This window comes from Caulobacter sp. UNC358MFTsu5.1 (assembly GCF_000712075.1).
In the GTDB taxonomy this organism is placed as follows: domain Bacteria; phylum Pseudomonadota; class Alphaproteobacteria; order Caulobacterales; family Caulobacteraceae; genus Caulobacter.
Genome location: NZ_JONW01000005.1, coordinates 683,562 through 706,067 on the forward strand (window position 1 = coordinate 683,562; position 22,506 = coordinate 706,067).

A 22,506-nucleotide genomic window follows, 5' to 3' on the forward strand; every position below is an offset into this window, starting at 1 on the left:
AGCGTTGGCGTCCTGCTGAGGATCGGCCTGATCGTGCCCGCGATCATGGTGGCCGACGTCCTGGTGGCCCAACACCTGTTCCCAGGCTTCGACGCCGGCGCCCAGTTCATCAGCGAGCTGGGCGGCCCCAAGGCCCCCAATCCGCAGATCTTCAACATCGGCATGATCCTGGCCGGCCTGGCCGGCGTCGCGGCCGGGTCCGGCTTCGCCCACGCCCTGGAGCACGCCGGCGGCCGTCGCCGGGTCTCGGCCTTCGCGGGTCTGTGGGTGGCGATGACCGGCCTGGGCGCGCTGTTCGCCGGCCTGTTCCACTGGCCCGACCCGATGCACCGCGCCTGCGGCGTGGGCCTGGCCATCCAGTTCGCCCCGCTGTTCACCGCCTGGGCCCTGTGGGGCAAGCCGGCGCATCGCCGCTTGGCGCGGTTCTCGCTGGGCTGGTTCTTCTTCCTGCTGCTGGTGCTGGCCCTGCTGACCGGGGTCTGGAACGTGCGGACCGGCAGCGACGTCGGCTTCTGGCAGCGCGGCCACGCCTTCCTGGGCCTGCTGTGGCTGGCGATCGCCGCCTTCTGCCTGGACCGCCACTGGCGGGCGCGCGACCTGATCCCGCCCCTGCCGGTCGCCGACGGCCAGATCGAGGCCGAAACCGAAGCCGAGCCCGACTACGCCCCCGCCGCCTCGTAGGTGACGATCAGGTCGTCCGACGCCAGGGCGTCGCCCTTCAGCGCGTTGACCAGGTCGGTCGCGACCGTCTTCTCGTCGAACGGCAGGCGCTCGGCCAGGGCGAAGATCTGGATGTGATAGTGATGGACGCCGTGGCCGACCGGCGGGCGCGGACCGAACCAGCCCACGCTCCCGTTGTCGTTGATCCCCTGGGTCGCGCCGCCGATCAGGCCCAGGCTGGCCTCGTTGGGCAGGCCTTCCGGCAGGCTGGTGGCCTCGCCGGGGATGTTCCAGATCAGCCAATGCACGAACGGCTTCTCGCGCGGGGCGTCGGGGTCCTCGACGATGATGGCGTAGCCCGCCGCGCCCTCCACCGCCGTCCAGACCAGCGGCGGCGAGACGTTGTCGTGATAGGCGCTGTGCCGGTCGGCCAGGCAGCCGTCCAGGTCGGCGGCCGTCGTGGTCAGGACCAGATCGTCCTCGCCATAGGGCTGGACCTTCTGGGTGGCGATCGCGGCGCCGGAATGATCGGGGGTCTGGGCGTGGGGCATGGCCGTCCTCCTGGGCTCACAGGAGAACCCTCCGGACGCCGGGCGGGTTTCAACCGAGGCTGGACGGCGCCTTGCGACGAAGGCGGATCAGTCGGCGCACGCCGATCCAGGCGGCGGTGACGGCCACCGCCAGGACGATCGCCAGGATGGTGGCCGGAAGGAGAAGCAGGCTGGCGCTCGGACAATGGGCGTTGAAGCCGCACGGATCGACCGGCGTCAGCTTGTGCGACTGCATCTTCTCAGGCGCCGCCACGCGCTCTTCTGCAATCGTGGTCGATGCGGTCGGCGTCATCGAGCGGCCCCTTCCCGGTCGGATGACGCCATCGTCGGGGCAGCCGGCGTGGAAGGCAACCCGAAGGGGAGAAGCCTACCGCCAGGCGTAGTTGAAGCTGAGGCTGATCCGCTGCTCCTCGGCCTGGTTGGGCGTCACCTCGTGGCGCAGCCAGCTTTCCCACATCAGGATCGAGCCCGGCTCGGGCTGGACGTAGACGAACGGCTGAAGCGTCTCGGGCGCGTCGGCCTCCCGCGTCGGGGCGGCCATCATCATCGGCAGGCGCGGGTCCTCGAACTTCAGGGCCGAGGCGCCGGGCGGGATGGTCACATAGACGGTGCCGGAGATGACGCTGTGCGGGTGGATGTGGCCGGTGTGCTGGCCGCCCGGCTCCAGGATGTTGATCCAGAAGCTGTCCATGACCAGCTTGCCGCCGGCCAGGTCGAAGTGGAGCGCCTTGGCGAAGGTCGCCGCGTGTTTGTCGAGCTTCTTCTTGAGGTCGGCGAACAGGCTGTCGCGCTGGGCCAGGTCGTCCAGCGAGGCGTAGGAGGTGTAGCCCAGATAGCCCTTCTTCTCGGCCCAGGCCTGGCCGGCCTCGTCGTCCTCGGCCACGGCGATGCAGGCGTCGTGCAGCTCGTCGATGAAGACCTCGAAGCCCTTCTCGCCGGCGAGGCTGGCTTCATAGAGCGGCGTGACGAAGAGCGGGCGCGTGGTCATGGGCTGGGTCATAGCTCTCCGCACGATTGACGACAAACCCTGATTGGAACATCATGAGAACATGGCTGACGGCGATCACACCCTGAAGATCAATGCCGAGCTCGCGGAGCGGCTGAAAGCCGTGTCTGGCGACCTCGGCAAGAGCGTGGACGAATACGCCACCCAGCTTCTCGACGCCTTCACCGGCCTTGATCCGCGCAAGCATGACGAGGCCTATTGGGAGGAAGTTCAGCGCATCTGCGATGAGACTGAACGTGACGGCGGCGTTCCCTGGGAACAGGTGGAAGCCAAACTGCGAAATTTCGGCCAGAAGCGCTGATCGGTGCGCCGTATTGAGCTCTCCAGGCTCGCTTGGATCGATCTCGATCGCCTGGAAGCTTGGCTTGCCGTCAACGGGGCGCCTTACGCCGCGGATCTCGGCGTCACATTACGCGACGCTATCGCCAGCCTACGGGAATTTCCCGAACGGGGTCGTCATTCCGGCTTCGGCGAATTGCGCGAGTTGATCGTGCCGTTTCGCACCTAGAGCTATGTGATCACCTATTCCGTGACTGTCAGCAGCGTGATTGTCGCGCGCATTCATCACGGCTTCGAAGATCGCTGAACCTCCCAGACTCGCCTATATGTCGCTCGTGAACGACGCGACCACCGACACCCCCGCCGCCAACGCCCTGAAGGGCGCCGCCCTGATCAAGGACGAGGTCACGCGCCTGCCCGACGGGCCCGGCGTCTACCGGATGATCGGCGAGAACGACGAGGTCCTCTACGTCGGCAAGGCCAAGAGCCTGAAGAAGCGCGTCGTCCAGTACGCCCAGGGCCGCTTCCACACCAACCGCATCGCCCACATGGTCGACGCCACGCGGGCGATGGAGTTCGTCACCACCCGCACCGAAGCCGACGCCCTGCTGCTCGAGATCAACCTGATCAAGTCGCTGAAGCCGCGCTTCAACGTGCTGCTGCGCGACGACAAGAGCTTCCCCGAGATCATGATCCGCCGCGATCACGACGCGCCCCAGCTGCGCAAGCATCGCGGCGCCCACACGATCAAGGGCGACTATTTCGGGCCGTTCGCCAGCGCCGGGGCGGTGAACCGCACGCTGAACACCCTGCAGAAGGCGTTCCTGCTACGCTCGTGCAGCGACAGCGTCTACGAGACCCGCTCGCGGCCCTGCATGCTGCACCAGATCAAGCGCTGCGCCGCCCCGTGCACCGGCCTGATCGGCAAGGACGACTACCAGGCCCTGGTCGACCAGGCCGAGGCGTTCCTGCGGGGCAAGTCCCGCGCGGTGATGGCCAGCATCGCCCAGCAGATGGAGGCGGCGGCTGAGGACCTGGAGTTCGAGCGCGCCGCCCGCCTGCGCGACCGCATCCGCGCCCTGGCCTCGGTGGCCCAGGAGAGCCAGATCAATCCCGAGACCGTGGACGAGGCCGACGTCGTGGCCCTGCACGTCGAGGGCGGCCAGGCCTGCGTCCAGGTGTTCTTCTTCCGCGCCGGCCAGAACTGGGGCAACCGCGCCTATTTCCCGCGCGTGACCGGCAACGCCGAGGAAGGCGAAGGCGAGGGCGAGACCAGCACAGAGGAGCAGCGGATCCTGACCGCGTTCCTCGGCCAGTTCTACGACGACAAGCCGATCCCGCGCCTGATCCTGACCAACCTCGACCCGGCCGACCGCGACCTGCTGGCCGAGGCCTTCTGCCTGAAGAGCGGCCGCAAGGTGGAGATCTCGACGCCCAAGCGCGGCGAGAAGGCCGACCTGGTCGGCCACGCCCTGACCAACGCCCGCGAGGCCCTGGGCCGGAAGATGGCCGAGGGCAGCGCCCAGACCAAGCTGCTGGCGGGCGTCTGCGAAGCGTTCGGCCTGGAGGCCCCGCCCGAGCGGATCGAGGTCTACGACAACAGCCACATCCAGGGCACCAACGCCGTCGGCGGCATGATCGTGGCCGGGCCCGAGGGCTTCATGAAGGGCCAGTACCGCAAGTTCAACATCCGCTCGACCGAGCTGACGCCCGGCGACGACTACGGGATGATGAAGGAGGTGCTGCGCCGCCGCTTCTCGCGCCTGGTCAAGGAAGAGGAAGAGGGCGACAGCGACAACCGCCCCGACCTGGTGCTGGTCGACGGCGGCAAGGGCCAGCTGGACGCCGCGCTGGAGGTGATGGCCGACCTGGGCGTCGACGACATCGCCATCGTCGGCGTGGCCAAGGGCCCGGACCGCGACGCGGGGCTGGAGCGGTTCTTCCTGCCGGACAAGGTCCCGTTCATGCTCGAGCCCAAGTCGCCGGTGCTCTACTACCTGCAGCGCCTGCGCGACGAGGCCCACCGCTTCGCGATCGGCGCCCACCGCACCCGGCGCTCGATGGACCTGAAGAAGAACCCGCTCGACGAGATCGAGGGCGTGGGTCCCGGCCGCAAGAAGGCCCTGCTGCACGCCTTCGGCTCGGCCAAGGGCGTGGCCCGGGCGGGGGTCGAGGACCTGATCAAGGTGGAGGGCGTCAGCCAGCCGCTGGCCGAACGGATCCACGCGTTCTTCCGGAAGGGGTAGCGGGGCCAGCACTTGCCCCCACCTGACCGCTTCGCGGTCTGTCCGCCCCGTAGGGGGCGGAGCCTTGCGCGAGGCTCTTCCCCCTCTGGGGGAAGACGATCGCGAAGCGATCCGTAGGGGGCAAGTGCTGGCCGCACCTACTCCCGCGCCGAAAGCTCCAGCCAGTCGAACTCCTCCTCCAGCGCCCGATAGGCGTCGTCGCCGATCTCGCCGCGGTGGCGCAGGTCGGTGAGGGTCCGGCGCGAGACCTCGACCACCCGCCGGCGCAGGGCGTTGTCGGCCGACTCTCGGGCGTTGCCGCCCTGCCGGGTCTGGCTGAGGGCGTCGCCGTATTCGCGGCGCAGGGCCTCGGCGGCCGGACTGTCGTCGCCGTCCAGCTCGAGCAGCATGGCCTTCAGGGTGGCGGCGCGGGCGATCTTCAGCTCCTTGCGCACCGGATCGTCGTCGGGCAGCGGCAGCACGGCCAGCAGCGGCTTCAGGGTCAGGCCCTGGATCACCAGCGTGCCCAACACCACGGCGAAGGCCGCCAGCTGGATGAAGTCGCGATAGGGGAAGCCCTCGGGCAGGGCCAGGGCGGCGGCCAGGGTGACCATGCCGCGCATGCCGCACCAGGCCACCACCAGTCCGCCGGACGCCGTGGGCGCGGCCATGCTGGACCGGGCCAGGCGCACGCCGAACCAGTGGTTCTTCAGCCGCACCCCGGTGTTGTAGCTCATCACCCAGGCGATGCGGATGACGATCACCGCCGCCAGCACCACCCCGGCCCCGCGCAGATAGGCCGCCCGCTCGTGCGGCGACAGCCCTTCCAGGATCGGGCCGATCTGCAGGCCGATCAGGGTGAAGGCCAGGACGTTCAGCACCACCGTCACCGACTCCCAGACCGCGAAGGACGGCACCCGCAGGCGGGCGGCCATCGGGCGGCTGGTGCGCCGGGCCAGGGCCACGCCGTAGACGACGATGGTGATCACCCCCGACAGCCCCAGCCGCTCGGCCAGGATCCAGACCCCGAAGGTCGAGACGAACTGGATGATCACCGAGCTGGGTACGTCGCTGAGCCGGCCCAGCAGCGGGGTGGCCGCCTTGGCCAGCAGCCAGCCGACGGCGACGCTGCCCACCGCCACCAGGGCGAACATCGGGGCGGCGTGGACCAGGCTGAAGCCGCCGGCCGCCGCCCCCACCGCCAGGCGGTAGATCAGCAGGGCCGAGGCGTCGTTGAGCAGGCTCTCGCCCTCCAGGATCTTGAGGATGCGGTGCGGCGGGCGCACCTGGCGCAGCACGGTCAGGGCCGCCACGGCGTCGGGCGGGGCCACCACCGCGCCCAGGGCGATGGCGGCGGGCCAGGGCATGGCGGGGAACAGCAGCCGGGCGACCACGGCGACGCCGATCGTGGTCAGGCTCACGGCGATCAGCACCAGGGCCGACACCGGCCGCCAGTTGTCCCTCAGGTCGCGCAGCGAGGAGTCGTAGGCCGCGTCCAGCAGCACCGGGGCGATGAACAGGGCCAGGATCAGCTCCGGCTCCAGCTCCAGCCTCGGCGCGCCCGGCATCAGGGCTACGGCCGCTCCGCCCAGGGCCAGCAGGGCCGGATAGGGCGCGCCGATCCACCGGGCCAGCGCCGACAACAGCACCGCCCCCAGCAGCAGGGCCAGGATCCATTCGAAGACCAGCATGGGCGTAGCGTCGCCGCTGCGGGGCGAATTGGCAATTGGCTGAGGTTAGGGCGACGAACACTTGCCCCCTACGGACCGCTTCGCGGTCGTCTTCCCCCGCAGGGGGAAGAGCGCGAGCCTCCGCCCCCTATGGGGGCGGACAGGCGGCGAAGCCGCCAGGTCGGGGCAAGTGGCCGCGCCCGCTGAGCCCTACGCCGCCCAGCGCGCTCCGGCCCGCCCCAACCGGAACCGTCCCACCAGCGCCGACAGACGCTCGCCCTGGCCCGCCAGGGCCTGGTCGGCGGTGCGGGCCTGGGCGACCATGGCCAGGTTCTCCTGGGTGAAGCGTTCCAGCTCGGCGACGTCGGCGTTGACCGCCGTCAGGCTCTGGGCCTGTTCGCGCACCGAGGCGGCGATGCGGGTGGCGGCGGCGTCGATGTCGGCCATGCGGCCGGCCACGCCGGTCAACGCCTCGCCCGTGCGGCCCACCAGGCCGACGCCGGCGGCGACCCGGGTCCCGGAATCGCTGATCAGGCCCTTGATCTCCTGGGCCGAGGTCGCCGAGCGCTGGGCCAGGGCCCGCACCTCCTGGGCCACCACCGCGAAGCCGCGGCCGGCGTCGCCCGCCCGCGCCGCTTCCACGCCCGCGTTCAAGGCCAGCAGGTTGGTCTGGAAGGCGATCTCGTCGATCAGGCCGACGATGTCGCCGATGCGGCGGGCCGAGGCGTCGATGTCGCCCATGGTCGAGGCGGCCTCGCCCACCACGGTCCCGCCCTGTTCGGCCTGGGTGCGGGCCGTGGCGACCAGGCGGCGGGTCTCGTCGGCGCCGGACGAGGTCTCGCCCATGGCGCCGGTGATGGCGTTCAGCGAGCCGGCCGTGCGCTCGACCCCGGCGGCCTGGCGCGCGGTGCGGTCGGCCAGGGCGCCCGAGGCGTCGCTGAGCGTGCGGGCCGCCTCGCCGATGGCGTCGCTGGCCTCGGCGATCTCGCCGATCGCCGTCTCCAGGCTCTCGACGGCGGTGTTGAAGTCGCGGCGCAGGGGCTCGTAGACCTCGGCGAACGGCCCCTGGATGCGGCGGCCCAGGTCGCCCTCGGCCACGGCGGCCAGGGCCGCGCCCACCTCGCGGACCACGGCGGTCTGCTCGTCGATCGACAGGCTGAGGGCGGCGGCGCGGTCGCGGTCGGCGTCCGCGGCGCGGCGCAGGGCGTCCTGCTCGTCGCGCAGGGCCTGGGCCCGCTCCAGCTCGGCCCGCAGGGTCTCCAGCGCCCGGGCGATGGCGCCGATCTCGTCGGCGCGGGCGGTCTCGGCCACCGGCTGGTCGTAGCGGTGCTCGGCCAAGCCGCGCACGGTCTCGCGCAGGCCCAGCAGCGGCCGGGCGATCAGCCGGCGCGAGGCCACGGCCAGCACGCCCAGGGCGGCCAGCAGCATCAGGAGGCCGCCGATCGCCATGCCCACGGCCAGCTTGCGGGCCGGGGCCATCAGAGCGTCCTCGGTGACGTCGACGACCATGGCCCAGGTCGCGCCCGAGGCCAGGCGGATCGGGGCGATCAGGCGCTGGGCCGGACGCCCCTTGATCTTCACGCCCTCGACCACCGCCGGACGGCCGTCGGCCATGGCCTTGCGGACCACGTCCAGGCCGGGATCGGCATAGGCCTTCATGCGCAGCGCCGCGTCGGGGTGCGAGACCCACAGCCCCTTGGGCGAGACCAGCATGGCCCGGCCGTCGTCGAAGGGCTTCAGGGCGTTCAGGCGGGCGGCGATGTCGTCCAGGGCCAGGTCGGCGCCCATGACGCCCACGGTCCTGCCGTCGACCACCACCGGATAGGTGATCGAGGTCATCAGGACCATCTTCTGCGCGCCGCCGTCGGCCACGTTGTCGGAATAGGGCTCCAGGATCGCCGGGCGGCCGCTGGCGAAGCTGGTGGTGTAGAAGTCCTCGCCGAACTCGGCGTCCTCGCCCTGCTCGGCGGTCAGGCTCTGGCCGTCGCGCACCCAGTAGCCGACGAACCGGCCCAGCGGGGTCGAACCCAGGTCGGCGCGGCCGGCGACGGCGGCATCGTCGCCCAGGGCGTCGGGCTGGAACATCAGCCAGCCGCCCAGCATGGCCTTCGAGGCCGTCGAGACCGGCTTGAGCTGGGCCATGTAGACGGCGCGGTCGCGCTGGCCCGAGGCGTAGGAAGCCGCGAACATGCCGGCGGCCGAGCGCACCACGGCGTCGGCGTCGTCCAGGTCGTTCTTGACGCCCTGGGCGGTCTCCTGGGTCATGCTGGCGGCGTAGCGCTGGGCCAGGGCCTGGACGGCGTGGCCGCTCTGCCACGAGATCAGCAGCGACCCCAGCAGCAGCAGCGCGCCCAAGGCCGCCCCGCCCGCGGCCATCAGCTTGCCCGCCAACGACAACCGCCCAAACGCTCCGGTCATCCGTCCGTCCCCCGACTCAACTCGAACGGCGGAGAAGAGCGGGCAAACCTTGCGGAACGCTGAACGGCGAGCGCCGCTATTCGACGCTGAACGCCAGCCCCGCCTTGGCCTGCAGCCGCTCCACCAGCTTGCCCCGCAGCGCCGCGCCCGGCGTCCAGATCCCCCCGGCCACCTCGGGCGAAGCGATCAGGCACAGGGCCGTCTCGGCGATCATCTTGCTGGTCGAGCCGTAGCCGGGATCCTTGTCGCCCTTGACGCCGGCCCGGACCTGGCGGCCGTCGTCGGCGATGGCCACGAACAGCAGGTCGTAGAAGCCGGCCTCGCGCTCGGCCTTGCTGGGCCCCTCGCCCGGCTTGGGACCGCCCTCGGCGCCCATGCTGGCATTGGCGGCGGTCACGGCCTTGGCGGCGGCCTCGCCCGCCTCGCCGGGGCCGGTCAGCACCATCTCGTCATAGACGAAGTCGGCGCCGTACGGCTGGTCCATCAGCCAGTTGGAGCGGTGGACGTTGCGGGTGTTGATCGCCGCCATCACGAACGGGGCGGTCCAGGCGTCCAGGTCGTCGTCATGGGCCACGGCCGCCCCGTGCGGCTGCTTCGGCCCGGCGAAGTCGGGGGTCAGGGCGAAGGGGTCCTTCAGGTATTCCAGGACCTGGGGATCGCGGGCCGCCGCGGCCAGCGTGGCCTTCAGGCTGGCCGCCGTGCCGCCCGAGAACGTGCCGCGCATGGCCCTCACCCGGCCCTTCACCCGCGCGGCCGGGGCGCCGAACGTCTTGGCCGCCGCCTGCTGGACGAACCAGACGCCCAGCTCGAACGGGATGGAGTCGAAGCCGCAGGAGAAGACGATCCGCGCCCCGCTGGCCTGGGCCGCCTTCTCGTGGGCGTCGATCATCTGGCGCATCCAGGCCGGCTCGCCGCACAGGTCCAGATAGTCGGTCCCGGTCTCGGCGCAGGCGGCCACCAGGTCGGAGCCGTAGAGCTGGTAGGGGCCGACGGTCGTCAGAACCGCCTTGGTCCGCGCGACCATGCGGCGCAGCGAGGTCGGGCTGTCGGCGTCGGCCACGATCAGCGGCGTGTCGACCGGAGCCCCGATCTCGTCGCGGACGGCGACCAGCTTGTCGGCGCTGCGGCCCGACATCGCCCAGCGGACGTCCGGATGGTGCCTGGCGAAGTGCTCGGCCACCAGCCGACCGGTGAAGCCGGTCGCGCCGTGGACGACGACGTCGAATTCCGCGTTGGGGTTCATGGGGTGCGCCTCCCGATGTTTCTTATGGTTGGAGGCACAGTGGCGCGGATGGGGGGAGAGCGCAAACGACCGTTTGAGCTTCCAAACCGTTGTCATCCCGGAAGCCTCGCAGAGGCTGTCCGGGACCCAGGGGACTGGGCGGATGCGGTGCGGTTCACCTGGGTCCCGGACAAGCGCTGCGCGCCTTCCGGGATGACAACCCTATCGGATCGAAGGGTTAGGCCGCGGCCTTCGGCTTCAGCCCCAGCAGCCCCAGGAAGCTCAGCCCCGCCGCCGCGGCCAGATAGACCCCCACCGGCGCCAGGCCGCCCTTGTCGGCCAGGGCCTGGGCGATCATCGGGGCCAGGCCGCCGCCCAGGATGCCGCCGAGGTTGAAGGCGGCCGATGCGCCGGTGTAGCGCACCCGGGCCGGGAACAGGTCGGGCAGGAAGGCGCCCAGCGGTCCGTAGACGAAGCCCATGACCAGCAGGCCGATGGCCAGGAAGGCGCCGATGGTCGGCAGCGAGCCGGCGACCATCATCAGCGGCAGCAGGGCGCCGACGCCGACGGTCATGGCGCAGCCGGCCATCAGCACGCGGCGCGGGCTGGTGGCGTCGGCCCAGTAGCCGGCGACGACGATGCCGCCGGCCATGAACAGGATGGCGATCAGCTGGGCGCTGAGCATGGCCGTGCGGCCGTAGGCCAGGTCCTTGGCGCCGTAGCCCAGGGCGAAGGCGGTCATCAGATAGTAGACAGCGAAGCAGCAGATGGCCGCCAGGGTCCCGCACAGGGTGGCCTTCCAGTGGTCGCGCAGCAGCTCGCCCAGCGGCACGGCCGGCGGCGCCTCGTGGGCGATGGCGGCGGCGAAGGCGGGCGTCTCGGTCAGCTTCAGGCGGATCCACAGCCCCACCCCGACCAGCACCACGCTGCCCAGGAACGGCAGGCGCCAGCCCCAGGCCAGGAACTGCTCGGGCGTCAGGACCAGGCCCAGGATCAGGAACAGGCCGTTGGCGGCGATGAAGCCGACCGGCGCGCCCAGCTGCGGGAACATGCCGAACCGGGCCCGCCAGCCGGGCGGCGCGTTCTCGACGGCCAGGAGGGCCGCCCCGCCCCACTCGCCGCCCAGGCCGAAGCCCTGCCCGAACCGCAGCAGGCACAGGAGCGTCGGGGCCAGCCAGCCGGCCATGGCGTAGGTGGGCAGGAAGGCGATGGCCAGGGTCGAACCGCCCATCAGGACCAGCGAGGCCACCAGGGTCGACTTGCGCCCGATCCGGTCGCCGAAATGGCCGAACACCGCCGCGCCCAGCGGCCGGGCCAGGAACGCCACGCCCAGGCTGGCGAAGGCGGCCATCTGCTGCAGGCTGGGCGACTTGGACGGGAAGAACAGCTGGCCGAACACCAGCGAGGCGGCCGTGGCGTAGATGTAGAAGTCGTAGAACTCCACCGCCGTGCCGACGAGGCTGGCGGTCAGCACGCGGCGTGTGGAGTTGGTCGCGGTCGCTTGCTTCGCCTCAGTCGTGCGCATGTTCGTCATGTCCCCGAAACTCGGGCATGGCTTGGCGTTTGAAAGTCGCGCCGTCAACCGCGAGCCTGCAAGATTCGCCCTTCAGAAGGCCCGTTCCGCCTCCGTCACGCAGAAATCCGACCTTGATTTGGACCGACGGAGACAAGTGTTTGCACGGGCGACGACCGCGCCCCGCGCCGAAGACGACACCTTCCGACGGTCGCTCCGGTCTGCTAGCGATTGTGTGGGGGAATTCATCCATGCTCGACATGCGTCCAATGTTTGGGTTCGCGTTGGCCTTGCTGGCGGCGTGTGCGACTTGGGCGCAGGAGGCCCCGCCCATCGACGCGCCATCGGCGCTCCACGGCGGCGAGTTGCGCGCCTTGCCGGCCCAGCGCCTCGTTGGCGAACGTCCCCATCCGCCCGCGAGCGTCGCGCGCGGCGAGACCATTGTCGGCTTTCCCTTCGCCTTCAATCGCACCGCCGTGCTCAGCGAAGACGTCGCCATTCGCAATCGGTACGTCAAAGGCGTGTTGGCCCAGGCGGGCAGTCCGGGCTTCTTCGCGGGGCTTCTGCGTCAGGACGGGACCGGCGCGATCGGGGAAGTCTGGTGCTTCCTGAACAAGCCCGACAGTGATCCGAGCAAGATCGCCTGCCTAATGACCGCAGGCGAGGAGTCGACCTACATCCCTGGCAATCCGTACGTGCTCGTTGGCAAGGTTCAAAAGCGTGACGCCGTTCTCCACGGGACCAAACCTCGCTTCGAGGAAAAGCCTGTCGCAATTCCTGGCGACCTCCGTCTGGAGTATCGGTTCGACAGCTGGACCTCCGACTATGCGGAGATCGAGGAACTCGCGGGCGGAAGCCGGGTGATGCTGCGCCCGTTGCGGCGACAACCCGATGGGCGAGCGTTGCTGAAGACCTTGGCAGGCGACTTCTGGCTGGCTCCGGTCGCCGGTGATCCTGCCCGGGCCGACGTAAGCCCCGCCGCCCCATAGCCCTTCCCGGCCTTCATGCGTTAGAACCTCCGCCATGAAAGCCCTGCCCAACATCCTGACCTCCGCGCGCCTGGTCATCGCCCTGTTCATGTTCGTGGCCCTGGCCGCGGCGGCCGGCGGCGTGCCGTGGCTGAGCGACCAGCTCAGCGTCGAGCAGTGCATGTCGCTGGAGCGCTGGGCGTTCGTGGCCTTCGTGGTCGCGGCGGTCACCGACTTCTTCGACGGCTGGCTGGCGCGCAAGCTGGACGCGGTCAGCATCTGGGGCGCGATCCTCGACCCGATCGGCGACAAGATCCTGGTCTGCGGCGCCCTGCTGGGCCTGATGGCCCTGGGCCCCAATCCGCTGGTGATCCTGCCCGCCGGCCTGATCCTGTTCCGCGAATTCGCCGTCAGCGCCCTGCGCGAGGTCGGGGCCGGCAAGGGCGTGAAGCTGCCCGTCACCCTGCTGGCCAAGTGGAAGACCACCCTGCAGCTGGTGGCCATCGGCGCCGAGATGATCCTGGCCTCGTGGGCCGCCTTCCACCTGCCGACCGACGCGTCGGTGGTGACCCCCGCCACCTACGGCGCCCACGCCCTGCTGTGGCTGGCCGCCGTGGTCACCCTGATCACCGGCGCCCAGTACTGGGAAGCGGCGCGCAAGGCGCTGGTCTAGCGGTCGTTTCCAGATCGATCGAAGCTTCAATCCGTTGTCATCCCGGAAGCCCCATAGGGGCTGTCCGGGACCTAGCTTCTTCGCTGGCCGCCCTTTCCCGCCGCCAAGGCCGCGACATAGGCCTCCATCAGCCGCACCAGCTCGTCCTCCAGCGCTTCGGGGTCAAGGTTCAGCTCCGGCTCGGCGGCGGCGGCGCGCAGCAGGCCGATCACCGCGTGGGTCAGGACGAAGGCCGTCTCGGGCGTCAGCTCGACCTCCAGCCGCGCCTTGCCGGCGATGGCGGCCAGGAACGCCTGGTGGTGGTGCAGCAGCATGCCGTCCCGGCTCTGGCGGAACAGGGCGTCCAGCAGCACCTGGCGCGTGGCGGGCGAGCCCTCGACGCCGTTCATAAGCGCCCGGACGATGGTCCGCACGCTGCCCAGGTCGGGACGCTCGATGACCGTCCGCGCGATGGCGTCGCGCACCGCGGCCGCCCGGCGCTGGGCCAGGGCCGCCAGCACGTCCTGCTTGCCGCCGAAGTACTGGTACAGCGTGCCGATGCTGACCCCCGCCCGCTCGGCGACGTGATTGGTGGTCAGCCGCTCGACCCCGTCGGCCTCGAGAAGTTGAAAGGCCGCGTCCAGGATCGCCTCGATCTTGGCCTCCGCCCGCGCCTGGCGCGGCGTTCTGCGTTGTCTTTCAGCCACTTGCCGGGTCCTCGACCGCGCCCAATCCCGCCGGCCGGAAGGCGAGTAGGAATGTGAGCAATGCTTACATAACCTGATCGGCGACACCAGGATCCCGAGCGGGTCCGTCGCACCAGGAACACCGATGAGCCTCTCCATCGACCAGGTCCGCGCAAAGGTGGCGTCGCAGAAGACGCTGCTGCCGGCGCTGTACGGGAACGTCGACTTCGACACCACGCCCGAACGCTTCACCTGGGACCCGGCCCTGGCCGTGGTCCGCGACCGCCAGCCGATGGGCGTGGAGGTCACCCAGGAGGACCTGGACCGCGTCCACGCCTACACCATGCTGGGCGACGTGGTGGCCGACGCCTACGCGAGCTTGATCCCCCAGTTCGGCTTCCGCCGGCTGATCGACCTGCTGACCCGCGCCTGCGACCAGGGGATCGCGGCCGTGCCCGACGCCCCGCCCGAGCTGGTCGCCTTCATCGCCGCCATGGAGGCCACGCCCGACTGGGTCGACATGGACCTTGTGCGCGAGGGGGCGCGGCTGGACCTCAACGCCACCGCCCACCTGGCCCCGTTCGCGGTGCGCGGGGCGTTCATCGCCACCTTCCTGAACAAGTACTCGGCCCTGCCGATGGCCCTGACCGGCACGCTCAGCAACGACAGCGCCGCCCGGCGGGTCAACGAGACGGCCACTTTCTTCGCCACCACCGTCCTGCCCGGGGCGCTGGAGCGGCATGGGGCCGGGTTCAAGGCCGCGGCCATGGTGCGGCTGATGCACTCGATGGTGCGGTTCAACGCCCTGCGCTCGGGCCGCTGGGACGTGGGGGTCTACGGCGTGCCGATCCCGCAGGTCGACCAGATGCCGGCCGGGCTGATCCCGATCTTCCTGATGTCGTTCGACATCATCGGCAAGGGCCGCCGCCGGTTCACGCGCGAGGAGCGGGCCCGGGTGGAGCTGGCGCGCTACCGCTGCTTCCTGCTGGGCCTGCCCGAGGACCTGCTGGCCGACACGCCCGAGGGGGTCGTGCGGGCCATGACCGCGCGCAATTCGACCCTGCGCCAGGGCTTCGACGACGCCACCTGCGGGGCGCTGATCCGCGCCACCATGGCCGCCTACCTGCCGCCCGACCGCTCGCCCGCCAACCGGCTGCACGACCGGATCGAGCGCCGCTTCGCCAAGGTGTTCTTCCTCAAGCATTTCATGAAAGGCGACCGGGCGGCGGCCGCGCGGATGGGGGTCGAGGTCACCCCGGCCGACCGGCTGGTGTTCGGGGCCGTGGCCCTGGGCGTGGTGACGGAGATGGCCGCCTTCCGCGCCGCGCGCCATGCGCCGGGCCTGCGGGAGATCAGCGAGGCGGTGCTGGTGCGCCGTGTCCGTCGCCTGCTGGCGCGGTACGGGCACGCGGAATATGTGACCGACGCGGCGCGGTACCGGCCGGCGCACGCGGCGGCGTGATCCTCCGCCCCCTATGGGGGCGGACAGGCGGCGAAGCCGCCAGGTGGGGGCAAGTGTTCGCCTCTACTCGGCGGCCAGCAGCGGCGCGTCCTCGTCCTCGACCGCGTCGGGATCAGTGGGGCCGTGCAGCAGCCAGTCGGTCTCGGGCGCGTCGTGACCCGCCCGGGTCCGTTCCGCCCGCATCACCAGGGCCAGCCAGCCGGCCCCCGCCGTCAGAAACACCATGATCGCCTCCGAAGCGCTCCGTCGTTATTGAGAATGACTATCAACAGCGACGGAGGCAAGGCGTCTTTACGGCGCGGCTTGGCTTATTTCGGAGAGACTTAGGCCGCCTGGGCGGCGGCGGCCTTGCGGCGGGCGGCCGCGGCGGCGCCGCGCTTGAGGGTGGCCGCTTCCAGGCTGACCTGGCGGCGCTTGGACGCCTCGAGTTCGAGCACGGGCAGGACTTCCGCCGCGGCCAGCCGCTGGGCCGGGGTGCCCACGACGTCCAGCCGGCGGGCGTTGCCCAGGAGCGTGAGCAGCTCCCGGTCGTTCAGCAGAGGAATCCGCTCGATCAGGGTCATGGTGCAGTCCTCGAAACTCAGCAATTCCCGCAATAGCGCGAGAGAATTTGCTTAACGTTCAAGGCGCTGCTTGGGGTCCAAAACTAATCGCGATTCAAGACGATTCACGAATTCACTTGCTCCCCACGGTTTGGAGGCCCATGGTGCATTATCGAATTCGCTGCCGTTCGGCCTGCTTTTCCATGCTCTCTTCGCGAGAGCGCCGGACGCGCCTACCGACCCCCAACGAAATTTGATCGACGCGCGGAACTCCTCCGCCGACGAATATTGACTGCAAGGACTACCACTATGGCTACCGGCACCGTGAAATGGTTCAACGGCACCAAGGGCTTCGGCTTCATCCAACCCGACGACGGCGGCGCTGACGTCTTCGTCCACATCTCGGCCGTTGAACGCGCCGGTCTGCGCGGCCTCGACGAAGGCCAGAAGATCACCTACGACCTGGAACAGGACCGCCGCAGCGGCAAGATGGCCGCGGGCAACCTGCAGGCTTAATCGCCTCGAAGGTTCGAAAGACAGATGGGTCGGCGCCTGGCGCCGGCCCATTTTTCTTGCGCGCTCCCCCGGGGCGCGACAGGGTTCTCCGCAGCGAGCGTTCAGCCCTCCCCCATGAGCCCCATGCGCCCAGCCCGCCTTCTCGTCATCGTCCTGGCCGCCCTGAGCGTGACCGCCTGCGGGTCGCTGTCGCGCGACGCCTACACCGCCAGCGACCTGGCCGGGCCGCCGCCCCAGGGCCTGGCCGAGCTGCGCTTCAACGCCAGCGACAGCGACGCGGCCATCCGCTTCGCCGAACCCGCCCGCAAGCGCGCCTCGGCCCAGCGCACCTTCGACGTCCTGGCCCTGTCGGGCGGCGGCTCGAACGGGGCCTACGGGGCCGGGGTGCTGGCCGGCTGGACCAAGCGCGGCGAGCGGCCGGAATTCGACATCGTCACCGGCGTCTCGACCGGCGCCCTGACCGCCCCCTTCGCCTTCCTGGGCCCCAGCTGGGACGACCGCCTGGCCGAGGCCTACACCGGCAAGGCCGCCGGCAAGGTGCTCAAGCCCCGCGGCCTGGGCCTGCTGTTCCACACCAGCGTCTACAGCGCCTCGGGCCTGCGGGCCCTGGTCGACGCCAACGTCACCGATGACCTGCTGCAGGCCATCGTCGCCGAGCACAGGCGCGGCCGCCGCCTGCTGATCGCCACCACCAACCTCGACACCGAGGAGACGGTGATCTGGGACATGGGCGCCATCGCCAGCCGGGGCGACCCGGCCTCGCGCCAGCTGTTCAAGGACGTGCTGGTGGCCAGCGCCAGCATCCCCGGCGTCCTGCCGCCCACCCTGATCGAGATCCCGAGCCCCAATGCCGAAAAGGGAGGCCGGCGGCTGTCGGAGATGCACGTGGACGGCGGCGTCACCATCCCGTTCTTCGTGGCCCCCGAGTCGCTGCTGCTGTGGACCGCCGCCAAGGGCCAGGTCCGGCCCGGGCGGCTCTACGTGATCGTCAACGGCAAGGTCGGCGGGGCGTTCGGCTTCACCAAGGGCAACGCCGGGGCCATCGTCGGCCGCTCGTGGGACGCCATGAGCAAGGCCCTGATGCGCACCCACCTGGCGGCCAGCAGCGCCTTCGCCCGCCGCAACGGCGGCCAGCTGCTGTACGCCGCCATCCCCGACAGCGCCGACGTCGACACCTCGGGCCTGGACTTCGCCAGCGACAACCGCGAGGCCCTGTTCCGCATGGGCTACGAGCGGGCCCAGGCCGGCTGGGCCTGGAGCCTGACCGACGAGCCCGCCGAAGTCCCGCCCGGCGCGCCGACCGTGCCGGCCCCGCCGGTGATCAGCGGCCGGTAGCCGGCGGCGCGCGCCGTCAGCTCTTCCTCGCCGCACCTCGCGCGGGCGACGGACCGGCGAGGGCGACGGTGGACGACGCCGCGCCATAGCGCTTGTCCGCCAGCGAAGCGCAAGCTTCCACCGCCAACTTCGCCTTGACGGCGTGGCGATTGTACAGCCGCTGGCAAACCCAATCGGTGAGCTTCGCGCACTTGCGGCCCGACCAATCCTTCGCCGTCAGATTCGCGATCTTGAAGACCTTGACCGACGGCGTCAGGACTGGGGGCCTGCCCGCCGGTCTGTTTCCCGCCGCTCGGGGCGCCTGGACGCGTGGCTTGGCCGGATCATCGACAAGGCGAACGCTCTTCACCTCTTGGGCGGCCTTTTCCAGCCGCGCGAACTTGTTCTCGAGATAGAGCGAACTGGTGAGCTCGATCTCGACCGTGCTCAAGCAGTCGTTGAGTTTCTTCGTCTCCTGCAGGGCGGTCCATTCCACCGCGCCAGGGCCATCGCCCCGGCAATGCCGCAGCAGCGCCTTGGCGTCGCGCCGCTTGCCGGCCACGTCGAGCCGGTAGGCCTTGGTGAGGCATGCGTCCAGCCGGCTGAAGGAAGAAGTCATCAGGTCGAGGGACGGCCGGAACAGCTGGCTGGTCCCGTAGCCCAGATAGTCGATCATGCTGGCGCGGAAGGCGAAGCCGTTGAGATTGTAGGCGAGGTAGGCCTCCTGATAGGCCTTCCAGCGCGCTTCGCGCTCCGCGGCCTTGCCGCCGTCCTCGATCGTCGACCGCACCAGGGCCACCGCGGTGCGCCGCGCCTCGTAGGTCTTGCTGAACGCCTCGATCAGGTCACTGCGCCGGATCTCCAGGTCGGCGATGCGTCGGGCCTCCTCGGCCGCCCGCCTCTGTTCGTCGGTGAAGTGGTTGCTGACCAGGCCGCCGACCACGCCGGTCGTCAGCAGGGTGAGCAGGGCGACCCCCAGGCTGGACTTGAAGAAGCCGTCGATCGCGGACAGGGCGCCGGGCTGGGGCTTTTCGGGCGCGGCTTCCCGCGTCAGCGTCACGACGACGTGGACGGGCGGGACGGCATCGTCGGCGGGGGGCGAAGGACCTGTCATGAGCGGTTTCCAGGCGGGGGCGATCGACCGAGGCGGGAGGCCCGATCACGGCGCCGCTTCCCGCCCAAGATGCCGCGCCGGGCCCGGTCCGCCTGTGGCGAATGCCACGCCCAGGAGGTCTATTTCACCAGACCGGGACCGGCGGCCCGGCGGCGGGGTCCGGCGCGTCGCCTCGCCGAACCCCGCTCCCCGACTCTAGGGTTGCGCCGGACCGACTCCCTCTCTAAACGGGCGGCTTAACCTGCAAGATGGTCGGCAGCGGGCGCGCGGATGTGCGCGACCGTGTCTCTGCGCGCGAGTCTCCTGATATGCCCAAAAGAACAGACATCTCCTCGATCCTGATCATCGGCGCCGGTCCGATCGTCATCGGCCAGGCGTGCGAGTTCGACTATTCGGGCGTTCAGGCCTGCAAGGCGCTGCGCGCCGAGGGCTACCGGATCATCCTGGTCAACTCGAACCCCGCCACGATCATGACCGATCCGGACGTGGCCGACGCGACCTATATCGAGCCGATCACCCCCGACATGGTCGCCAAGATCATCGAGAAGGAGCGGCCCGACGCCCTGCTGCCCACCATGGGCGGCCAGACCGCGCTGAACACCGCCCTGGCCCTGGAAGAGGCCGGCGTGCTGAAGAAGTTCGGCGTCGAGATGATCGGCGCCAAGGCCGAGGTCATCGACAAGGCCGAGGACCGCCAGAAGTTCCGCGACGCCATGGACAAGCTGGGCCTGGAATCGCCCCGCTCCAAGGCCGCCCACACCATGGACGAAGCCAAGGAAGGCCTGGAGTTCGTCGGCCTGCCGGCGATCATCCGCCCCTCCTTCACCCTGGCCGGCACCGGCGGCGGCATCGCCTACAATGTCGAGGAGTTCGAGGAGATCGTCGCGCGCGGTCTGGACCTCTCGCCCACGACCGAAGTCCTGATCGAGGAAAGCGTCCTCGGCTGGAAGGAATACGAGATGGAAGTGGTCCGCGACACGGCGGACAACTGCATCATCGTCTGCTCGATCGAGAACATCGACCCGATGGGCGTGCACACCGGCGACTCGATCACCGTCGCCCCGGCCCTGACCCTGACGGACAAGGAATACCAGTGGATGCGCGCGGCCTCGATCGCCGTGCTGCGCGAGATCGGCGTCGAGACCGGCGGCTCGAACGTCCAGTTCGCCGTCAACCCGGCCGACGGCCGCATGGTCGTCATCGAGATGAACCCGCGCGTGTCGCGCTCGTCCGCCCTGGCCTCGAAGGCCACCGGCTTCCCGATCGCCAAGGTCGCCGCCCGCCTGGCCGTCGGCTACACCCTGGACGAGCTGAAGAACGACATCACCGGCGGCGCGACCCCGGCCTCGTTCGAACCCAGCATCGACTACGTCGTCACCAAGATCCCGCGCTTCGCCTTCGAGAAGTATCCGGGCAGCGAGCCCCTGCTGACCACCGCCATGAAGTCGGTCGGCGAGGTGATGGCCATCGGCCGCACCTTCAAGGAAAGCGTCCAGAAGGCCCTGCGCGGCCTGGAGACCGGCCTGGCCGGCTTCGACGAGGTCGAGATCGCCGGCGCCGATGATCCGGACACCGGCCGCGCGGCCGTGATCCGCGCCCTGGGCACCCCGACGCCGGACCGCCTGCGCGTGATCGCCCAGGCCTTCCGCCACGGCCTGACGGTCGAGGAGGTCAACGCCGCCTGTTCGTACGAGCCGTGGTTCCTGCGCCAGATCGCCGAGCTGATCCGCCAGGAGGGCTGGGTCCGGGCCGGCGGCCTGCCGACCGACGCCCAAGGCTTCCGCGCCCTCAAGGCCCAGGGCTTCTCCGACGCCCGCCTGGCCAAGCTGACCGGCTCGACCGAGAAGGCCGTGCGCAAGGCCCGCCATGACCTGAACGTCCGCCCGGTGTTCAAGCGCATCGACAGCTGCGCCGGCGAGTTCGCGGCCACCACGCCCTACATGTATTCGACCTACGAGACCGGCGCCCTGGGCCAGGTCCCCGAGTGCGAGAGCCTGCCGACCAACCGCAAGAAGGCGGTGATCCTGGGCGGCGGTCCCAACCGGATCGGCCAGGGCATCGAGTTCGACTACTGCTGCTGCCACGCGGCCTTCGCGCTGGATCAGATCGGCATCGAGTCGATCATGGTCAACTGCAACCCCGAGACCGTCTCGACCGACTACGACACCTCCGACCGCCTGTACTTCGAGCCCCTGACGGCCGAGGACGTGCTGGAGCTGCTGCACGTCGAGATGGGCAGCGGCGAGATGGCCGGCGTCATCGTCCAGTTCGGCGGCCAGACCCCGCTGAAGCTGGCCCACGCCCTGGAAGAGGCCGGCGTGCCAATCCTGGGCACCACCCCCGACGCCATCGACCTGGCCGAGGACCGCGAGCGCTTCCAGCAGCTGCTGAACGGCCTGGACATCGCCCAGCCCGAGAACGCCATCGCCCGCACCTGGGACGAGGCCCGGGCCGAAGGCGACAAGATCGGCTTCCCGTTCGTGATGCGCCCGTCCTACGTGCTGGGCGGCCGCGGCATGGAGATCATCCGCGACCACGAGGCCATGGAGCGCTACATCGCCGGGGCCGGCGAGATCTCGCTCGAGCACCCGATCCTGCTGGACCACTATCTGAGCCGCGCCACCGAGGTGGACGTCGACGCCCTGTGCGACGGCAAGGACGTGTTCGTGGCCGGCGTGCTGGAGCACATCGAGGAAGCCGGCGTCCACTCGGGCGACAGCGCCTGCTCGATGCCGCCCTTCTCGCTCAGCGCGCAGACCGTGGAAGAGCTGAAGCGCCAGACCGTGAAGATGGCCCTGGCCCTGAACGTCCGCGGCCTGATGAACGTGCAGTTCGCCATCGAGGAGCCGCACAGCGCCAATCCGCGCATCTACGTGCTGGAAGTGAACCCCCGCGCCTCGCGCACCGTGCCGTTCGTGGCCAAGACCATCGGTCGCCCCGTCGCGGCGATCGCCGCCAAGGTGATGGCCGGCGAGACCCTGGCCAGCTTCGGCCTCAAGGACGTCCCCTACGACCACATCGCGGTCAAGGAAGCGGTCTTCCCGTTCGCCCGCTTCGCCGGCGTCGACACGGTGCTGGGCCCGGAAATGCGCTCGACCGGCGAGGTCATGGGCCTGGACTGGATCCGCGAGGGCGAACAGGGCCTGGGCCCGGCCTTCGCCCGCGCCTTCGCCAAGAGCCAGCTGGGCGGCGGCGTCACCCTGCCCACCGCCGGCACGGCCTTCGTCTCGGTCAAGGAAAGCGACCGTCCGTGGATCGTCGAGCCGGTGAAGCTGCTGCAGGCGGCGGGCTTCAAGGTGCTGTCCACCGTCGGCACGCGCGGTTACCTGGCCGAGCAGGGCGTCGAGGTCGAGCTGGTCAAGAAGGTGCTGGAAGGCCGCCCGCACATCGTCGACGTGATGAAGAACGGCGGCGTGCAGCTGGTGTTCAACACCACCGAGGGCAAGCAGGCCCTGGAGGACAGCTTCGAGATCCGCCGCACGGCGCTGATGATGAAGGTGCCCTACTACACCACCTCTGCCGGCGCCCTGGCCGCCGCCCAGGCCATCTCCAGCGCCCCGGCCAAGGCCCTCGAGGTCCGGCCGCTGCAGAGCTACGCGTAAGCCTCTTTCCACGACTGGGGACATGCACTTGTGCGTGTCCCCAACCGTTGAACCGACTTCAAAGGCGTGATGCCTCCGCGCCCGTATTGGGGACACGCACAAGTGC

21 protein-coding genes are annotated in these 22,506 nt (G+C 70.2%); 10 read left to right on the forward strand and 11 right to left on the reverse strand.

Going from position 1 to position 22,506, the window contains the following annotated elements; genetic code table 11:
- The first annotated feature begins 45 nt into the window (after nucleotides 1-45).
- Complete coding sequence (locus tag BR39_RS0104995) at nucleotides 46-681, forward strand: DUF998 domain-containing protein (RefSeq protein WP_156035639.1); 636 nt, start codon at nucleotides 46-48, stop codon at nucleotides 679-681.
- On the opposite strand, the gene BR39_RS0105000 is transcribed toward BR39_RS0104995, so the two are convergent.
- The 3 genes from BR39_RS0105000 to BR39_RS0105010 all read right to left on the reverse strand — a co-directional run bounded on the left by BR39_RS0105000 (nucleotide 660) and on the right by BR39_RS0105010 (nucleotide 2,199).
- A complete protein-coding gene (locus BR39_RS0105000; protein WP_029908334.1) occupies nucleotides 660-1,211 on the reverse strand; it encodes a YbhB/YbcL family Raf kinase inhibitor-like protein in 552 nt (183 codons plus the stop codon). The two genes, BR39_RS0104995 and BR39_RS0105000, sit on opposite strands and share 22 nt — an antisense overlap.
- Nucleotides 1,212-1,260: 49 nt before the next feature.
- Nucleotides 1,261-1,503, reverse strand: a complete 243-nt coding sequence (locus BR39_RS0105005) for a hypothetical protein (protein WP_156035584.1) — start codon at nucleotides 1,501-1,503, stop codon at nucleotides 1,261-1,263.
- 75 nt (nucleotides 1,504-1,578) lie between these two features.
- Nucleotides 1,579-2,199, reverse strand: coding sequence for a TIGR02466 family protein (locus BR39_RS0105010; RefSeq protein ID WP_029908338.1), 621 nt, complete (start codon nucleotides 2,197-2,199; stop codon nucleotides 1,579-1,581).
- Nucleotides 2,200-2,260: 61 nt separating this feature from the next.
- On the opposite strand from BR39_RS0105010, the gene BR39_RS25220 reads away from it, so the two are divergent.
- The 3 genes from BR39_RS25220 (at nucleotide 2,261) to uvrC (ending at nucleotide 4,742) form a co-directional block, all read left to right on the forward strand.
- Complete coding sequence (locus BR39_RS25220) at nucleotides 2,261-2,518, forward strand: hypothetical protein (protein WP_051695202.1); 258 nt, start codon at nucleotides 2,261-2,263, stop codon at nucleotides 2,516-2,518.
- A 3-nt stretch (nucleotides 2,519-2,521) separates the two neighbouring features.
- Complete coding sequence (locus BR39_RS26375) at nucleotides 2,522-2,725, forward strand: type II toxin-antitoxin system RelE/ParE family toxin (protein WP_156035585.1); 204 nt, start codon at nucleotides 2,522-2,524, stop codon at nucleotides 2,723-2,725.
- Nucleotides 2,726-2,822: 97 nt separating this feature from the next.
- Nucleotides 2,823-4,742: an excinuclease ABC subunit UvrC gene (gene uvrC, locus BR39_RS0105020; RefSeq protein WP_029908341.1), complete on the forward strand. Its 1,920-nt coding sequence runs from the start codon at nucleotides 2,823-2,825 to the stop codon at nucleotides 4,740-4,742.
- Nucleotides 4,743-4,879: 137 nt separating this feature from the next.
- On the opposite strand, the gene BR39_RS0105025 is transcribed toward uvrC, so the two are convergent.
- The 4 genes from BR39_RS0105025 to BR39_RS0105040 form a co-directional block, all read right to left on the reverse strand.
- Nucleotides 4,880-6,412 carry a sodium:proton antiporter gene (locus BR39_RS0105025; RefSeq protein WP_029908343.1) on the reverse strand — a complete coding sequence of 511 codons (1,533 nt, stop codon included), beginning with the start codon at nucleotides 6,410-6,412 and terminating at the stop codon, nucleotides 4,880-4,882.
- Nucleotides 6,413-6,601: 189 nt separating this feature from the next.
- Nucleotides 6,602-8,809: a methyl-accepting chemotaxis protein gene (locus BR39_RS0105030; RefSeq protein ID WP_029908344.1), complete on the reverse strand. Its 2,208-nt coding sequence runs from the start codon at nucleotides 8,807-8,809 to the stop codon at nucleotides 6,602-6,604.
- Nucleotides 8,810-8,885: 76 nt separating this feature from the next.
- Entirely contained in the window at nucleotides 8,886-10,052 is a 1,167-nt protein-coding gene (locus BR39_RS0105035; RefSeq protein WP_029908346.1) for a trans-acting enoyl reductase family protein, read from the reverse strand.
- A gap of 217 nt (nucleotides 10,053-10,269) precedes the next feature.
- Nucleotides 10,270-11,556: an MFS transporter gene (locus tag BR39_RS0105040; RefSeq protein WP_051695328.1), complete on the reverse strand. Its 1,287-nt coding sequence runs from the start codon at nucleotides 11,554-11,556 to the stop codon at nucleotides 10,270-10,272.
- Between the two features lie 239 nt (nucleotides 11,557-11,795).
- Between BR39_RS0105040 and BR39_RS0105045 the strand changes: the two genes are divergently transcribed.
- Together BR39_RS0105045 and pgsA are read left to right on the forward strand one after the other, a co-directional pair.
- The gene (locus BR39_RS0105045; protein WP_156035586.1) at nucleotides 11,796-12,533 is read left to right on the forward strand and encodes a hypothetical protein; all 738 of its coding nucleotides are present in this window, start codon (nucleotides 11,796-11,798) and stop codon (nucleotides 12,531-12,533) included.
- Between the two features lie 34 nt (nucleotides 12,534-12,567).
- On the forward strand, nucleotides 12,568-13,185 hold the full coding sequence (pgsA, locus tag BR39_RS0105050; RefSeq protein ID WP_029908355.1) for a CDP-diacylglycerol--glycerol-3-phosphate 3-phosphatidyltransferase: 618 nt from the start codon (nucleotides 12,568-12,570) through the stop codon (nucleotides 13,183-13,185).
- Between the two features lie 71 nt (nucleotides 13,186-13,256).
- Here the strand turns inward: pgsA and BR39_RS0105055 are convergent, their stop codons facing one another.
- Entirely contained in the window at nucleotides 13,257-13,871 is a 615-nt protein-coding gene (locus BR39_RS0105055; RefSeq protein WP_029908358.1) for a TetR/AcrR family transcriptional regulator, read from the reverse strand.
- Nucleotides 13,872-13,995: 124 nt separating this feature from the next.
- On the opposite strand from BR39_RS0105055, the gene BR39_RS0105060 reads away from it, so the two are divergent.
- Complete coding sequence (locus tag BR39_RS0105060) at nucleotides 13,996-15,312, forward strand: oxygenase MpaB family protein (protein WP_029908360.1); 1,317 nt, start codon at nucleotides 13,996-13,998, stop codon at nucleotides 15,310-15,312.
- Between the two features lie 63 nt (nucleotides 15,313-15,375).
- Here the strand turns inward: BR39_RS0105060 and BR39_RS26680 are convergent, their stop codons facing one another.
- Both BR39_RS26680 and BR39_RS0105070 read right to left on the reverse strand, forming a co-directional pair.
- Nucleotides 15,376-15,537 carry a hypothetical protein gene (locus tag BR39_RS26680; RefSeq protein ID WP_197026643.1) on the reverse strand — a complete coding sequence of 54 codons (162 nt, stop codon included), beginning with the start codon at nucleotides 15,535-15,537 and terminating at the stop codon, nucleotides 15,376-15,378.
- 98 nt (nucleotides 15,538-15,635) lie between these two features.
- Nucleotides 15,636-15,875, reverse strand: coding sequence for a hypothetical protein (locus BR39_RS0105070; protein ID WP_029908362.1), 240 nt, complete (start codon nucleotides 15,873-15,875; stop codon nucleotides 15,636-15,638).
- 288 nt (nucleotides 15,876-16,163) lie between these two features.
- Between BR39_RS0105070 and BR39_RS0105075 the strand changes: the two genes are divergently transcribed.
- The gene (locus BR39_RS0105075; protein ID WP_029908363.1) at nucleotides 16,164-16,370 is read left to right on the forward strand and encodes a cold-shock protein; all 207 of its coding nucleotides are present in this window, start codon (nucleotides 16,164-16,166) and stop codon (nucleotides 16,368-16,370) included.
- A gap of 123 nt (nucleotides 16,371-16,493) precedes the next feature.
- Nucleotides 16,494-17,705, forward strand: a complete 1,212-nt coding sequence (locus tag BR39_RS0105080) for a patatin-like phospholipase family protein (RefSeq protein ID WP_029908365.1) — start codon at nucleotides 16,494-16,496, stop codon at nucleotides 17,703-17,705.
- A 16-nt stretch (nucleotides 17,706-17,721) separates the two neighbouring features.
- Here the strand turns inward: BR39_RS0105080 and BR39_RS0105085 are convergent, their stop codons facing one another.
- Nucleotides 17,722-18,798, reverse strand: coding sequence for a hypothetical protein (locus BR39_RS0105085; RefSeq protein ID WP_029908367.1), 1,077 nt, complete (start codon nucleotides 18,796-18,798; stop codon nucleotides 17,722-17,724).
- Between the two features lie 308 nt (nucleotides 18,799-19,106).
- Here BR39_RS0105085 and carB point away from each other — a divergent pair, with 308 nt between their 5' ends.
- Entirely contained in the window at nucleotides 19,107-22,400 is a 3,294-nt protein-coding gene (gene carB / locus BR39_RS0105090) for a carbamoyl-phosphate synthase large subunit (RefSeq protein WP_029908370.1), read from the forward strand.
- The last annotated feature ends 106 nt before the right edge of the window (nucleotides 22,401-22,506 follow it).